Source organism: Lentilactobacillus parakefiri, from assembly GCF_002157585.1.
In the GTDB taxonomy this organism is placed as follows: Bacteria; Bacillota; Bacilli; order Lactobacillales; family Lactobacillaceae; genus Lentilactobacillus; species Lentilactobacillus parakefiri.
In genome coordinates this window covers 56845-69635 of the sequence record NZ_BDGB01000161.1, presented here as the reverse complement: position 1 = coordinate 69635, position 12791 = coordinate 56845, and the positions used below count along the sequence as shown (strand labels likewise).

15 protein-coding genes and 1 pseudogene are annotated in these 12791 nt (G+C 45.0%); 9 read left to right on the top strand and 7 right to left on the bottom strand.

Features of this window, described 5'->3' with window-relative positions:
* Window positions 1-55: 55 nt before the first annotated feature.
* Window positions 56-1806, bottom strand: a pseudogene (locus tag LPKJCM_RS12500) (ABC transporter ATP-binding protein).
* 349 nt (window positions 1807-2155) lie between these two features.
* Here LPKJCM_RS12500 and LPKJCM_RS12495 point away from each other — a divergent pair.
* From LPKJCM_RS12495 to LPKJCM_RS12485, 3 genes are read left to right on the top strand one after another with little or no spacing between them, the layout of a single operon-like run.
* A complete protein-coding gene (locus tag LPKJCM_RS12495; RefSeq protein WP_057961861.1) occupies window positions 2156-2932 on the top strand; it encodes a lysophospholipid acyltransferase family protein in 777 nt (258 codons plus the stop codon).
* Window positions 2933-2950: 18 nt separating this feature from the next.
* Complete coding sequence (locus LPKJCM_RS12490; protein WP_057961860.1) at window positions 2951-3901, top strand: glycosyltransferase family 8 protein; 951 nt, start codon at window positions 2951-2953, stop codon at window positions 3899-3901.
* Window positions 3898-4761 carry a lysophospholipid acyltransferase family protein gene (locus LPKJCM_RS12485; RefSeq protein ID WP_057961859.1) on the top strand — a complete coding sequence of 288 codons (864 nt, stop codon included), beginning with the start codon at window positions 3898-3900 and terminating at the stop codon, window positions 4759-4761. The genes LPKJCM_RS12490 and LPKJCM_RS12485 overlap by 4 nt, the downstream gene beginning before the upstream one ends.
* Window positions 4762-4847: 86 nt before the next feature.
* Here LPKJCM_RS12485 and LPKJCM_RS12480 read toward each other — a convergent pair whose 3' ends face one another.
* Complete coding sequence (locus LPKJCM_RS12480) at window positions 4848-5345, bottom strand: hypothetical protein (protein WP_057961858.1); 498 nt, start codon at window positions 5343-5345, stop codon at window positions 4848-4850.
* Window positions 5346-5470: 125 nt separating this feature from the next.
* On the opposite strand from LPKJCM_RS12480, the gene LPKJCM_RS12475 reads away from it, so the two are divergent.
* The gene (locus LPKJCM_RS12475; RefSeq protein ID WP_057961857.1) at window positions 5471-6382 is read left to right on the top strand and encodes a ribonuclease H family protein; all 912 of its coding nucleotides are present in this window, start codon (window positions 5471-5473) and stop codon (window positions 6380-6382) included.
* On the opposite strand, the gene LPKJCM_RS12470 is transcribed toward LPKJCM_RS12475, so the two are convergent.
* A complete protein-coding gene (locus LPKJCM_RS12470) occupies window positions 6379-6942 on the bottom strand; it encodes a DUF2179 domain-containing protein (RefSeq protein WP_057961856.1) in 564 nt (187 codons plus the stop codon). The genes LPKJCM_RS12475 and LPKJCM_RS12470 overlap by 4 nt on opposite strands.
* Before the next feature lie 177 nt (window positions 6943-7119).
* Here LPKJCM_RS12470 and LPKJCM_RS12465 point away from each other — a divergent pair, with 177 nt between their 5' ends.
* Window positions 7120-7560 carry a VOC family protein gene (locus LPKJCM_RS12465; protein ID WP_057961855.1) on the top strand — a complete coding sequence of 147 codons (441 nt, stop codon included), beginning with the start codon at window positions 7120-7122 and terminating at the stop codon, window positions 7558-7560.
* A 71-nt stretch (window positions 7561-7631) separates the two neighbouring features.
* Window positions 7632-8306 (top strand): beta-phosphoglucomutase, encoded by a 675-nt coding sequence (gene pgmB / locus LPKJCM_RS12460; protein ID WP_057961854.1) that lies wholly within the window; start codon window positions 7632-7634, stop codon window positions 8304-8306.
* Here pgmB and LPKJCM_RS12455 read toward each other — a convergent pair.
* Window positions 8288-8656, bottom strand: coding sequence for a DUF488 domain-containing protein (locus LPKJCM_RS12455; protein WP_057961853.1), 369 nt, complete (start codon window positions 8654-8656; stop codon window positions 8288-8290). The two genes, pgmB and LPKJCM_RS12455, sit on opposite strands and share 19 nt — an antisense overlap.
* Window positions 8657-8685: 29 nt before the next feature.
* On the opposite strand from LPKJCM_RS12455, the gene LPKJCM_RS12450 reads away from it, so the two are divergent.
* Window positions 8686-9318: a DNA-3-methyladenine glycosylase gene (locus LPKJCM_RS12450; RefSeq protein ID WP_057961903.1), complete on the top strand. Its 633-nt coding sequence runs from the start codon at window positions 8686-8688 to the stop codon at window positions 9316-9318.
* On the opposite strand, the gene LPKJCM_RS12445 is transcribed toward LPKJCM_RS12450, so the two are convergent.
* The 3 genes from LPKJCM_RS12445 to LPKJCM_RS13270 form a co-directional block, all read right to left on the bottom strand.
* Window positions 9315-9815, bottom strand: coding sequence for a phosphatidylglycerophosphatase A family protein (locus LPKJCM_RS12445; RefSeq protein ID WP_057961852.1), 501 nt, complete (start codon window positions 9813-9815; stop codon window positions 9315-9317). The genes LPKJCM_RS12450 and LPKJCM_RS12445 overlap by 4 nt on opposite strands.
* 480 nt (window positions 9816-10295) lie before the next feature.
* Window positions 10296-11090 (bottom strand): type I methionyl aminopeptidase, encoded by a 795-nt coding sequence (map, locus tag LPKJCM_RS12440; RefSeq protein ID WP_057961851.1) that lies wholly within the window; start codon window positions 11088-11090, stop codon window positions 10296-10298.
* A gap of 76 nt (window positions 11091-11166) precedes the next feature.
* A complete protein-coding gene (locus LPKJCM_RS13270) occupies window positions 11167-11337 on the bottom strand; it encodes a hypothetical protein (RefSeq protein ID WP_013728796.1) in 171 nt (56 codons plus the stop codon).
* A 144-nt stretch (window positions 11338-11481) separates the two neighbouring features.
* Here LPKJCM_RS13270 and LPKJCM_RS13265 point away from each other — a divergent pair, with 144 nt between their 5' ends.
* Together LPKJCM_RS13265 and LPKJCM_RS12435 are read left to right on the top strand one after the other, a co-directional pair.
* Window positions 11482-11643, top strand: coding sequence for a hypothetical protein (locus LPKJCM_RS13265; protein ID WP_165758621.1), 162 nt, complete (start codon window positions 11482-11484; stop codon window positions 11641-11643).
* Between the two features lie 29 nt (window positions 11644-11672).
* A complete protein-coding gene (locus tag LPKJCM_RS12435) occupies window positions 11673-12662 on the top strand; it encodes an ROK family protein (protein WP_057961850.1) in 990 nt (329 codons plus the stop codon).
* Window positions 12663-12791 lie beyond the last annotated feature (129 nt).

Genomic DNA, 12791 nt, shown 5'->3' with positions numbered 1-12791 from the left:
AAAATGATTTAAATCCAAACCCAGGATTTTAATCATTTCGGCCTTACACACCACCTCACCCGTTGCTCGTCGCACTCTGATTTTTCACATACTCCCTATACAACGGTGTCGTTGCCACTAGTTCTTGATGGGTGCCGTGGCCGGTTACTCGGCCATTTTCGATGAAGTAGATTTCATCCGCATTGGTGATTGTGCTGAGTCGATGGGCGATCACCAACGTTGTCCGATTGGCCATCAACTGATCTAATGCTTTTTGAACCATCATTTCAGATTCGGAATCCAGGCTGGCGGTTGCCTCATCCAGCATTAAGATTTTCGGATCCTGGAGGAAAGCCCGGGCAATCGCTAATCGTTGGCGTTGACCGCCCGATACTTTAACCCCGCGTTCGCCGACTTCCGCATCAAGTCCCTGTGGCATGGTCCTGACAAATTGAGTTGCATAAGCCATATCTAAAACGTGCCAGAGTTGATTATCGGAGAAATTCCTTGGCAAACCGTACGTTAAATTGTAACGAATCGTTCCAGACATGATGGCAGCGTCCTGACCAACTAAACCGATTTGCTGGCGCCAACCCGCTAATTGAATATCTTTAATCTTAGTATTGCCAATCGTAATACTGCCGTTATTGGGTTCGTAAAAGCGTTCAATTAAGCTAAAAATGGTTGATTTACCACCACCGGAAGGACCAGCAAACGCAATCACAGAATGTGGCCTAGCTGTAAATGACAGATTCTTTAAAATTGGTTTACCACTATCATATGCAAAATCGACGTGATTCATCCTCAGCACCTGATCACTGACGTCAAAGGTCTCTCCCGACTGTTGGTCCTCTTCCGGCGTTTGGAGTAATGCCTGAATCCGCGTGGTTGACCCGCTTGCTTTAGCGACGTCAGACATGAATTGACCAAGGACGGCGAACGGACTAATCATTTGAACCAGGTACATCAGAAATGAAAATAAGGTACCAATGTCGATTGCCCCTTGACGAACCCGAATTGCACCATAACCCAAGATTCCAAGAACCATTGCCATCATGACCATCCCCATCACTGGGCCGGCAATGGAATCATAGATAGCTTCTTTCAGCCCGATGCGGTACAGGCGATGCATCCGTTGATCACCAGCGGTTCGTTCCAAGTTTTCAGCCGTTGAGGATTTAACCAGCCGCACCTCGCCGAGCATTTCACCGGCTTTCCCATTCAAATCCGCGAGGGCATCCTGTCTGGCTCTGGCTACCTTGTGAGATTGGCGGACAATTGGCAACAGGCAAATTAAGACTAATGGGACGGCAATAAACATGATGATGGTCATTCGCCAGTCCATAATCAGCATTAACACTAATGCACCCACCAGTTGAAGAATCGAAGTGGCGGTTTTGGGAACCGAATTTGCCAGCAGCTCCTTAACCTGAGTGGAATCGTTGACCAGTCTGGAAGTAATTTCACCCGATTTGGTTTGGTCGAAATACCCCACCGGCAGCGTTAAAATTTTATCCCAAAGCGTTGTGCGCAGCTTGTAAACCACATCTTCGCCAAAAAACCGAGAATGCTGCCGGAGAAGGCACCAATGATTGTACTTAGGACAAACAGTAAGATGACGCCGACAATCAGTTCGACGTTCATTGAACGGCCAATCGAGTTGATGATTCCTTTTGCCAGACCCGGGACCATCAGTTGCATTGCCGTTGCGACAACGCCGAGGAAAAATCCGAGCAGCAGCTGCCAGTAGCGGGGATGAATTCGGTTGATCAGGGTCATAAATGTTTTAAAATTAAAGGTTGTTTTCTTGTTGGACCGAGCTTGCATCAAAATTATCCCCTAAACATGTTTAATGGAGTTGGGACAACAATCGTTATCGTCTCACCCGTACTTTGTCGTTTCAAATGTTACATCGCAGAAACGTGGGAATTAAAGCAGTTTCCGGCCATGTAAGCAAACAATCTGGAAACTAACCGCTTTAAGCCCCACTCTCCATTGTTATCCCAAATATCCTAGCATAGCAAGCGATAATTTAATACCAATTGAGTCAATAAATCATGGATTTTTAGCGAATTACCATTTTTCAACGTGCTGTGTGATAAAATAATGGCATGATTGGGTTAAGATGGTTCTGTTCCATCGATTTAATTACCAAGCAGAAAGGACGGCATTCTCAGTGGCAAAACGGGCGTCAAAGGTTTTTAAGTATCGAAGTTTTGATGACGACGTGGTCTTTACCAAGAATCAAAACGCCACGATTCCTGATGACTATATCTGGCTGCATCAAAATTGGTTTTACCGCATGATTGCCACGGTCGTCTATGTGATAGCGGTGGTTGTCAGCAATGTATATTGCCGACTGTTTCTGCGGACGTCCTTTAGAAATAAGCAGTGCCTTTCGACCCAGGGCAAGCGCGGCGCGTTTATCTATGGCAACCACACCCAACCGCTGGGCGACGCTCTTTTGCCAATGCTGGTTGCTATTCCCAGACGGGCATATCCAATTGCCGAGCCGGCCAACCTCGGAATTCCAATGATTGGCCGGTTGCTGACGATGGGTGGGGCACTGATCCTGCCGGCCAAGCTTTCTCAAATGGTTCAATTTCAGCGGGCAATGAACCATAGATTGAACCAGCATCAGCGGATTTTCATTTATCCAGAAGCACACGTTTGGCCGTACTATACGAAGATTCGGCCGTTTCCGGTTGGGGCTTTTCATTATCCGGTTGCCGCTAATTTGCCCAGCTACTGCATGACGATTACATATCAAAAGAGCCGCTGGTTTCACCGCCCCAAACAAGTCGTGTACTTTGATGGGCCGTTTATGCCGGATCAAACACTGCCCCGCAAACAACGGCAGCAAAAATTACACGATCAAATTCACGCACAAATGGTGGTGAGAAGCCGCCAAAGTAACGTTTCATATATGACATACCAGCAACAAACACATTGATTTTAGGGGGATTCATTCATGTTAGATCAAACGATACCGATTTTTTACGCGGTTGATGATAACTATGCACCTTATCTGGCAGTTTCACTAGCTTCACTGGTTGACCATACATCCTCGACCAGAAACTATCATGTGATTATTTTATGTGACAATCTCAATTCCGACAATCAAGCGCAACTCAAATCGTTTCAAGCGACGAACGTCGAAATTAGCTTTGTCTCAATTAACGACCGCTTAAAACAAGAAATTACCGATAAAAACAACAAGCTCCGAAGTGATTACTTTACCTTTACAATCTATTTTCGGCTGTTTATCGCTGAATTGTTCCCAACCCTTGATAAGGCACTGTACCTGGATGCCGACACAATTGTTTTAAAAGACGTGGCTGACCTATTTGATACGCCACTTGGTAATAACTTGGTTGGGGCAGTACCGGATTATTTCATCGGCCATACGCCAGAAACAATTGATTATGCTGAGAAGGCGGTCGGAATTGATTCTCAAAAATACGTTAATTCAGGGGTGCTGTTGATGAACCTGGCTGAGATGCGACGATCGAAATTTGCGGAGCACTTCTTACAGCTTCTGAATCAGTATCACTTCAAGAGCTTGGCACCTGACCAAGATTATATGAACGCAATTGCCAAAAACCGCATTTATTATTTGAATCCATCGTGGAATATTCAAATCACGACTCCCCAAGACGTCACTCCTTGGCTGATCCACTATAACCTGTTTGCAAAGCCGTGGCGCTATGATGACGCTCCCAGACAGGACTATTTTTGGGCCTATGCCAACCAGACCGGCTATGATGGCCTGCTCAAACAGCAACTGGCTGACATGAATTCAAAAGAAGTTGCCCGCGATCAAAAAAACCCAGCGGATTTAATCCAACTGGCCGTCGATATTATCAAAACACCGACCACATTTTTCGCAATGGCTAAGCAAGGAGTAAAAATTGCCTTATGACCTTTACACCAGTCAAACTTGGCGGCCGTGACACGGTAATTCAAAACATTGCCAAAAACGTTCGTGAGGGAAAGTTGAACCAAAAAGTTGAAATTCATGATCCCGTGCTGACACTTTCTGAGCAGCATGAGGTGTTGAATCACTTTTTAGACCTGCATCAAACCAAACGCTACCATTGGCGGGCAGCTGAAGCCCGATCCGTTATGAATATGGCCACCAGGATGATGAGCCCCAATCTGTCCGTTGATGGGACTGAAAATTTGAAGGGCGTGAACTGGCCGGCGATCATTACCTGCAATCATTTCAGTCCTATTGACAGTCTTTTAGTCCGATCGGCCCTCCATCTGCCGGACTTATCGATTGTGGTGGAACTCACCAATCTCAAGATGTCTGGGATGCTGGGATTTTTGATGACCTATGCCGATACCATTCCGGTCAGTGACAGTGTTAACTACATGGGCAAAGGATTCATTGACCTTTTAAAGGGGAGTTTGGCACAAAAGCAGTCGATTTTGATTTACCCCGAACGGGAAATGTGGTTCAATTACCGCAAGCCCCGGCCGCTTGAAAGGGGAGCCTATTACTACGCGGTTAAATTCAATGTGCCAATTGTGTCCTGTTTTGTGTCAATGGTGGACGCGCCAACTAAGTCGGATCCTTATGGCATCAACTACACGGTGCACATTTTGCCGCCAATCTACCCAGAAGTCGTCAAACAGACTGCCAAATCATCTCGAGCCGACGCTGATAAAATGCGCGAACAGGATTACCAGCAGAAAGTAGCTGCTTACGAGAAAGCCTATCACCGCCAATTCAATATTGCCTTTCAACAAGACGATGTGGCAGGGAACTACCAATAAGCCCGGTTTGAAAAGACAAAAAGGCATGACTGTGAGCGAAATCAACTTTCATTCACAGTCATGCCTTTTAAGCATACTTATAGGAACTAATTAGCTTTCTTTTTCTTAGCAACGACCGACTTTTTGACAGCGGCCGGCTTCTTCTTTGGAACCGAAGCAGCCTTTTTCGCTGCCGCAGCTTCCTTGCGCTTACGAGAACGTTCCTTCAAAATGTCTTTGAGGGCATTAATGTCATCTTGGTGCAGGTCTTTCCATGACTTGTACGATGTGTTCGTGTCGGTGTCGGTGGGTTTAAGACCGGTATCCAACCAAAACAAGGCTTCAGTCAAGCTTGGAAAGTTGTGCATCCAAAGTGTCTGGCCATTCTCGGAATCAAATGCGACGTAAGAGCGTGCGTGGTGCTGTAAAAATGTATGCTTTCGAATCTTGAAAGCTTCACGTTTTCTTGTTAACCGATAATCAGGTAAAATATACTTGCCCTGTTTTTTTAATCGAGGAAAACGCTCGTTTATTTGATCTGACTGGTCTTTTAGAAGCGCTTTTGCTTCATCGACTGAGATCAATGTGGCTTTAGTTTGGGTCATATTAAATTTGCCCCCTTTTATTAACATTTTCGCATAGATTTATCTAATTGCAAAGTAGATAGAAACATTATAATTAATAATTAACCTTTTTTCTGAAATCTTTACATTGAGGAGCGATTGTTTTCATGAAATATTATGCAGTCAAAAAAGGTCGCGAGACTGGGATCTTTACCAGCTGGGATGAAGCCGAAAAGAAAGTGAAAGGATTTTCCGGCGCCCAGTATAAAAGCTTTAAAACTGAAGCTGAGGCCAATGCCTACCTCAGAGGAACAGCACCAAAGGCGTCAACAGTAAAAGTTCACCGTAAATCTCACTCAAAAAAGGGGTCAACCGGCCGTCGTTCGGTCCGACCCGACGGTGAAATCATCGTGTATACCGATGGCGGTTCCCGCAACCACGGCAACTTCCGTGGCGGCCACGTCAAGGCTGGCGATAAAGCAGCCTGGGCGTTTTTAGTTCAGACCAGCGGCCAAAAATATTCTCAGTCTGGCGGCGAGTTTGGTGCGACCAACAATCGAATGGAAATAATGGCCTTCTTGGAAGCTCTGAAGTATCTGAAACGTCAGGGCCTGCAAAATGACCGGATTGATTTTGTAATGGATTCCAAATATGTGCTGGATGCCATTCAAAAGGGCTGGCTGGCAGGTTGGCGACGGCGCGGTTGGAATAAAAGTGATGGGTCAAAGCTGCAGAACAAGCAGCTTTGGCAGTTAGTTGATGCTAATCTCCGAGATTTTCCAATCGTCCGGTATTACTGGACAAAAGGCCACGCAGACGATGAAGGAAACGTTTTTGTCGATCATCTGTTGAACCAGACCATGGATCAAATGGGTAAGCCGGAGCCGACATCCAAACCAATCGTTAAGTCGACTGATGGTGATGAGCGGCCGCTTCACAAATCACAACCAACTGAAAAGCCGGCGCAAAGGCAGCCAACTCCCGCCAAGAAAAAGACAGCGCCGGCGACACCAACCGCAGTTCAGGACATTGAAAACAGCCTGAAACAGCTTGGCTTGTTCGATGATGACGATGATTAGTGCATATGATTGGTTGAGTGGTAGCGACGGTCAACTTCTTTACTCCAGAAGCCACCGGATAATTGGACCGGCTCTTGAACCATGATGAAAGCATCAGGTGAGATTTCCTTAATCTGGTCCATCAAGCGGCGATCTGCCTTTCTGGGAGCCAAGATGCTGAGTACCAGTCGAGCGCCCGAGCGGCCTTCTGCACGGCTGACGGTGACCCCATAGCCGAGATTACGCAGTTTTTCGGCCAGCTCTTCGTTATGAGCGTGGATTGGGTTGGTCGGATCAATTTGAACGGTCACCTCAAAGTTGACATATCCCAAAGCGATCTTGTCCTCGATGATGATTCCAAAGTAGATCCCGACTCCAAATCCAACGGCATACGCGGCAATGTTTAACGGGCTATCAATATGCTGCAAAGCAATCGCCAGCGCCATGACGTAGACAAACTCTTCGCCGACCGCCACAATTGGCGCTAAAAATTGGTGGCCCTTGACAACCAGCATCGTTCTGAAGGTATTAATCGAAATGTATAACGCGTTTAATATAAAAATTGTGATTGCAAGTTTCATTAAATAGTTCCTCCCGATCCGTTTAATTTAAGTCTATCACTTTTCCAAAAATTATTACCAAAAAGGACGCCATTTCCTATCATGATAGGCATTGACAGACGGTTGACGTTGACAACTATTGTATTTAAAGGTATTCTAAACTTTGAATAATATTAAAATGTAAGGGTTGCTGACCTAATGAATAATATTAATTTAATACCATATTTGACATTCGAAAACACCAAAGAAGCTTTGGATTATTATCAAACTGTTTTTGGTGCAACGGATGTTCAACGTGTATCCCCAACTGAAAAGCAAGCCCAAGAGATGTCGCTTAATGACGATGTCAATCTTGACGACCTCACCATGCAAGCCAGTTTCAACATTTTAGGCAAGCGATTTTTTTGTGCGGACAGCTTTTTAGGTAAGCCAGTGATTTCCTCGATGATTTCACTGATGTTCGAAGTTGATTTGCATGATTCTGAGGTTCTTTCCTCACTCCAGGATTTATACGACCAGGTAGTGGCATCAGAAGAAGTCAAAGTAATTGTCACTTTTGAAAAGAAATCTTCTGGCAATAAGTACGGCCAGATTGTTGATAAGTATGGGATCACTTGGATTTTTAACGCGGTTAAGTAATATAAGCTGCCTACTGGGCTGAAAACACAGATCTTGTTTTCAGTCTTTTTTTGTAAGAAGGGGTGTCTAAAATGACTGATTTTGCCAATATTAAAGGTGTCTTGTTTGATCTCAATGGCATCATTACCGATTCATGGCGTTATCACAGCCAATCATGGCGGCAAGTGGCTGAAGGGATTGGGATTCAATGGAATAAAGAACTTGAGGAAGCAATCAAGGGGCGCGATCGGATTGACTCATTAAATGAGATTTTACGAGCCGGTGGGATTGCTGACAAGTATTCTGAACAAGAAAAAGAAGCACTCGCCGATAAAAAGAATGACATTTATCAGCAAATGCTTGAGGTCATGAATCCGGATGATATTTTGCCAGGTATTCGCGACTTTTTGGCGGAGTTGCGATTGAATCACTACCAAATGATTATTGCTTCAGCGTCGGCCAACGCACCTAAGGAAATCCAAAAGCTTGAATTAGAAGATTATTTTCCACTGATTGTGGATTTAGCCAACATCAAACACAATAAGCCGGCGCCCGACGTTTATTTAAAAGCGGCCGACATGCTGCATTTAAAGGTTGATCAGTGCATTGGCATTGATGACGGGATTGTCGGCGTGGCCTCAATTAACGCAGCCAATGTGATTTCGATTGGCGTGGGTGACCCGGAAGTTCTAAAGATGGCCGACATTAACTTTGAATCAACTAAGGAACTCACTTTGGCTAATATTCGTCAGAATTGGCCGAAGTGATCGGTTAAGTATTGTTGCAAGACGACCGCTTGATTATTCTCACGGTCCTTAGCACCATAAAGCAGAATGACATTGCTGTCCTTGAGTTGATCGCTAATTAGTTTGATGAAATCTTTGGTTTCCGGATTGGCATCAAGCTCTGCGATGTATTTTTTCTTAAAGTCGGGAAACTTTTCGGGATCATGCGAGAACCATGTTCGCAGCTCCTTTGACGGGGCAATTTCTTTTTCCCAAACGTCCAGTTTGGCGTTAACTTTGGAAATTCCCCGTGGCCACAAGCGATCGACGAGAACTCTATAGCCGGAAAGATCCTGTGGCTTATCGTAAATTCGTTCTAATTTTAATTGCATCTGATAACCTCCATTTATTTTTGAAAGGGATGGTTGATTTGGACCAAGACCCATTTTATTCTAACGGCACCACCGACGAGATTTCTAAGCGACTGTTGGGGATGCTTTTGACATATGATTCACCAAAAGGCTTGGTGGGTGGCCGAATTGTTGAAACTGAAACTTACATGGGGCAGCAAGATTCTGCCGCCCATGCTTTTAAAGGCAGGCGGACGGCTTCCAATGAACCGCTTTACGGGCCTCCGGGAACAGTGTACATCTATTCGATCCATGGGCGTTACCTCTTGGATGTTGCTGCCCAGAAAAAGGATGTTCCCCAAGGGATTTTGATTCGGGCAATTGAACCAACGATTGGCTTGGCAATTATGGAACAGAACCGGACCCGGCATGGGGTTGAGCTCACCAACGGCCCGGGGAAACTGATGGAAGCTTTGGGGATTGCCGATAAAAAGATGAACATGCAAATTTTTGGTGATAGTAAGCTGAATATTCACCAAGATGACAAAAAAAGCCCCATTCAGATTGAAGAATCTAATCGAATCGGGGTTGCGAATCAAGGGACTTGGGCAACCAAGCCACTGCGGTATTTTGTGAAGGGCAACCCCTATGTTTCGGGCGTAAAAAAGCGGGATTATGATCGAAACACATACGGCTGGCGTTAGTTGTTCCGGTGGGCAATCTTTGCTGAAACAGCACTAGCGATCGCGCCGACAATATCATCAATAAACGTATTGGATGTGCCGTCTTTGGCTTCATCCAATTTTTTTGTGATACCGGTCTTCTCGCGGTCAATAAAGCCATAATTGGTGATTCCGATGGTGCCGTAAATGTTGGCAATGTTCAGAGCAATGCCTTCATCAACGCCGAAAACACCAGAGTCATTCATGATGATGCCTTCAAGTGGTTCTTTGATTTTACCTTCAGTTGCTAATCGATCTAACTCTAAGCCGACCATGGCGTTATTGAGGACTTCTCGTTTATGGAGCACGTCAATGGTGTCTTTTTTGACTTCGTCCATTTGAATATTGGGGACGAATTTTTTTTGAAGATTATAGGCCATCTCGGCGATGTCTTCATAGGTGACGCCCCGGTCTTTGAGTGCTTGAGTGACAAATTCGTAGGCAGCGGTGTCGGGGAATTTGAAGTTTTTATTGTTCATGTGATCATTCCTTTCCAGTAAAAGTGAGCGGATCCAAGCGGTTAGAAATCGGAGTGTAAGTCTCCCCTGAGAGAAATTCCCGGTTTTGGAATTTTTCTCAGGGGTGCTTACACGGAGATTTCTGCTTGGAGGAGCTGTCCTAAAAAAAGTGAGCGGATCCAAGCGGTTAAAAGTCGGAGCGTAAGTCTCCTCGGAAGGAAATTCCCCGGGTTTTGGGGATTTGCTTTCGAGGTGCTTACGCGGAGACTTTTGCTTGGAGGAGCTGTCCTAAAAAAGTGAGCGGATCCAAGCGGTTAGGAGTCGCCAAGTAGGCTAGGCGTTTCACGGCCGTCGGATTGTAAGTCTCCTCGGAAGGAAATTCCCCGGGTTTTGGGGGATTTGCTTCCGAGGTGCTTACAAGGAGACTCCTGCTTGGAGGAGCTGTCCTCAAATCTAAACAAACGGCTGGAACGAAAGCCCCAGCCGTTTGTTTAGATTAAATTAAAGCAGATATTTTGCGTCAATGTCTGGGTCTTGTGAAGTTAAAATCTTCGGACCATCCTTGGTGATTGCCAAGGTGTGCTCGTATTGAGCTGAAGGGGTCCCATCGGCTGAAACGTAGTATGTCCAGTCATCCTTCTTGTCGTAACGATCGGCAATTTCCCAAGTACCTGTGTTAACCATTGGCTCAATGGTGATGGTCATGCCTTCCTTTAAACGAAGACCTTGGCCTGGAACACCATATGCGGGAACGTTAGGCTCTTCATGAATTGAAGGTTGAATACCGTGGCCAATCAGCTCACGGACGTCACCCATGTGGTGTTGGTCTTCAACGTAGGTCTGGACAGCGTTACCAATATCACCAAGGCGGTTGCCGATAACTGCTTGATCAATACCCAGGTACAATCCTTTGCGGGTAACTTCCATCAATTCCTTGATCTCATCGCTGACGTCACCAACGGCATAGGTCCAGCAGGAGTCGCTTTCAAAGCCATCTTTATTGACACACATGTCAACTTTAAGGATGTCACCGTTCTTTAATTTCAAGCCTTTACGGGGAATTCCATGAGCGACTTCATCGTTAATGGAAATACATGTTGCAAATTTGTAGCCGTCAAAGCCCATCTCTGAAGGGTAGGCATCGTGATCTTTGATGTAACGACGGGCAAATAACTCAATGTCCCAAGTATCCAAACCGGGCTTAATCATCTTGCGGAGTTCCTTATGAACGCCGGCCAGAACTGCACCTGATTCAGCCATCTTTTCAATTTCTCGTGGTGATTTTAATGTAATCAATATTCTACTTCCTTTTAATTAATCTTTATTAAACACTAGTCTATTAAAACACAAAAAATGGCCAACCGGCCAGATTTTAACTTATTCCATCGATGATTCCCTTTTGGAGGGCTTCCAAGATTAATTTGACTTCTGTAATCTTTGAATCTACCAGATATTGCATCGTTTCGTCTTTGTCTTTCTTAGCGGAACTCATCTGGTCGTTTAAAAATTTGAGCTGCGAATGAAGGTATTCTGTTAAGTTCATGGTATCACCTCTCCAATTACTATTTACATATATTATATCCTAATAACCATTAGTTTACATTAAAACCGTGTTTTTACAAATTATTTGTTCATAGATTGTAAAAATTCTAATGTAAGAGTTAAAATGAAATGGGAGGGAATTAAAATGGTTAATAATATTTGGCTACGTTGGTTCTTTGTGCTGTTGTATCTAGTAATGGGCATTCTGCTTTTTATGGGCATGAATATGGTTGTCATGTATCTGATGGTGATTGGGATGTTTTTGGAAGCTTTATGCAGCTTAATCGGTTATTATCATAGTAAATAGATGATACGAAACGCTTTGAGGTGAATGACATGACAAGCTATTATCAAGGTGTTGATCTTGGTGGGACAAATATTAAGGCCGGACTGTTTGATGAGGATTTTACAATGGTGAAAAAATTACATATGCCAACTCACGAGGAGAAGGGACCGACAGTGGTCTTGAACCGGATTTGGACCGCCTGCCAGCAATTAATGGCTGACGCGGAAATCACATCGGATGATATTGTTGCCGCTGGCTTTGGGATTCCAGGTCAAATGGACGTCGAAAAAGGGATCTCAATTTTTTCGCCTAATTTTACTGACTGGAAAGATGTTTCGGTCGTCCAATGGCTGCAGGATAAGCTTGGTCAACCAGTCTTTATTGATAATGATGTCCGGGTTAATCTATATGGCGAAATGGCGTTTGGTGCTGGAAGAGGTCATCGAAACGTTGCTTTGGTCACGATTGGTACCGGGCTCGGGGTAGCTGTCCTGATTAATGGTGAAGTATTATATGGTGCATCCAACAGTGTTGGCGAGATCGGTCACATGAACATGTATCGTCACGGTCGCCCCTGTGCCTGTGGTAGTACCGGTTGTCTGGGGCGTTACGTTTCCGCCCGTGGGATCGTCAAAACCATGCAGGAAAAATTGGCTGACGGAAAAAGCAGCATAGTGGGTGATTGGATGGCCCAAGGGCAGAAATTGACCACCAAATTGATTTCGGAAGCGGTGGCAAAAGGAGATCTCACCGCTATTGAAGTTTTCAAAGAAACTGGAGAGTTGCTTGGATTTTGTTTGGGCAACGTGATTAATCTGTATAATCCGGATACTTTAATCTTGGGTGGTGGCGTTTCGGTTGCTGGAGAACCACTCTTTAAATATACGCGAGAAACCTTGGCGCATCATTCACTACCCGTCGCGCGTGAAGCCTGTGAAATGACGATGGCACAGCTGGGAGATGAAGCTGGAATGGTTGGAGCTGCGGTGTATGCGGGGCAAGGTCTGAGTGCGAAGAGACCCGGGAAGCACGGTTTCTAAGAATAGTATAAATTAGGAATCGATATCGGCTTATTCGGTTGTCTGAAAAACACGTTTGTTAGGCTTTTTTGAGGTTCCTTCTGCTTTGAAAATACGTTCCGACGACCCAGGACCCGGCCACATAAGCAA